General features: G+C 66.4%; 3 protein-coding genes. All 3 read left to right on the forward strand.

Annotation, left to right across the window (positions count from 1 at the left end; genetic code table 11):
* Positions 1-146: proline racemase family protein (locus HFP15_RS44280; RefSeq protein ID WP_168524201.1), on the forward strand; the 146-nt coding region annotated here is incomplete at its 5' end.
* Positions 147-223: 77 nt separating this feature from the next.
* The gene (locus HFP15_RS42060; protein WP_168524203.1) at positions 224-646 is read left to right on the forward strand and encodes a transposase; all 423 of its coding nucleotides are present in this window, start codon (positions 224-226) and stop codon (positions 644-646) included.
* 12 nt (positions 647-658) lie between these two features.
* Entirely contained in the window at positions 659-1,153 is a 495-nt protein-coding gene (locus HFP15_RS42065; protein ID WP_312872014.1) for a DDE-type integrase/transposase/recombinase, read from the forward strand.
* The last annotated feature ends 48 nt before the right edge of the window (positions 1,154-1,201 follow it).

Below are 1,201 nucleotides of genomic sequence, written 5' to 3' on the forward strand. Positions count from 1 at the left end.
TCGGCGACACCACCGCCGTCATCCCCACCATCCGCGGCCGCGCCTTCATCACCGCCACCACCACCTTCCACCTCGACCCCGACGACCCCTACCCCCACGGCTTCGGCGTCGGCTACGCCACCGACGCCAGAAAAGCCGATGGCTGATCTGCTCTCAGTACCTGTGCGGCGAGCTGAGTGAGGAGATGTAGGGTCCGACGATCTTGTGAAGGAGATCGTCTGTCGTGCCGAAGCCCTACCCGCCGGAGTTCCGGCGGCGTGCCCTCGACCTGCTGGAGGCGGGACGCTCCGTGCGCGATGTCGCCGCGTCGTTGGGCATTGCCGAGTCCTGTCTGCACCGTTGGAAGTCGCGGGATCTGCTCGACCGCGGTCTGAAGTCTCCGACCCCGGGACAGGCCGAGTCAGTATCGCCGGCCGAGGCCCGGGCTCGGATCGCGGAGCTGGAGACCGAAGTCAAGATCCTGCGGAAGGCGGCTGTCGTGGTGGAGAAGGTGGTGCCCCCAAAAGCCCGGTTCGTCCTCGTCGCTGAGCTCGCCGCGGAGGGCGTCCCGGTCAGGCAGGCCTGCCTGTCCCTCGGTGTCTCCCGAGCGGGCTTCTACGAATCCCGTGGCCGCCCACCCTCGGCGGGCACGATCCGGGAGGCGTAGCTGACCGACCAGATCACCGCCATCCACGAGGCATCCCGGCAGACCTACGGGGCACCAAGAGTCCACACGGAACTCGTCCTTGCCCACGGTGTGATCGTGTCTCGCAAGACGGTCACCGCGCTGATGCGCCGCGCCGGTCTGACCGGGCTTCCGTTGCGGCGCAAGGCAAAACGGGTCCCCTCGACAAAGACGGTCACCGACCTGGTTAAACGAAACTTCCACCGTGACCGGCCGAATCAGCTCTGGGTAACCGACATCACCGAACACCCCACACGTGAAGGCAAGCTCTACTGCTGCGTCGTCCTCGACGCCTACTCCCGCCGGGTCATCGGCTGGGCCATCGACTCCCGCCAACGAGCCGACCTGGCCACCTCCGCGCTCGGAAGGCAGCGTCGGCGACTCCCTCTTAACCGGCTAATCGTTGTGTTGTTCCTGGTCAGGGACACGCCGCCGTCGTGTTACTTGCCGGCCGTGTCGGGTCATTGCTGGTACATCTGTTCCGCATGAGGAGTACGGCCAGTCTGCGGCTTGAGCAACGAGGCGGCGGTTGGGTGT

The sequence above is a fragment of the Amycolatopsis acididurans genome, from assembly GCF_012328925.1.
GTDB classification, from domain to species: domain Bacteria; phylum Actinomycetota; class Actinomycetes; order Mycobacteriales; family Pseudonocardiaceae; genus Amycolatopsis_E; species Amycolatopsis_E acididurans.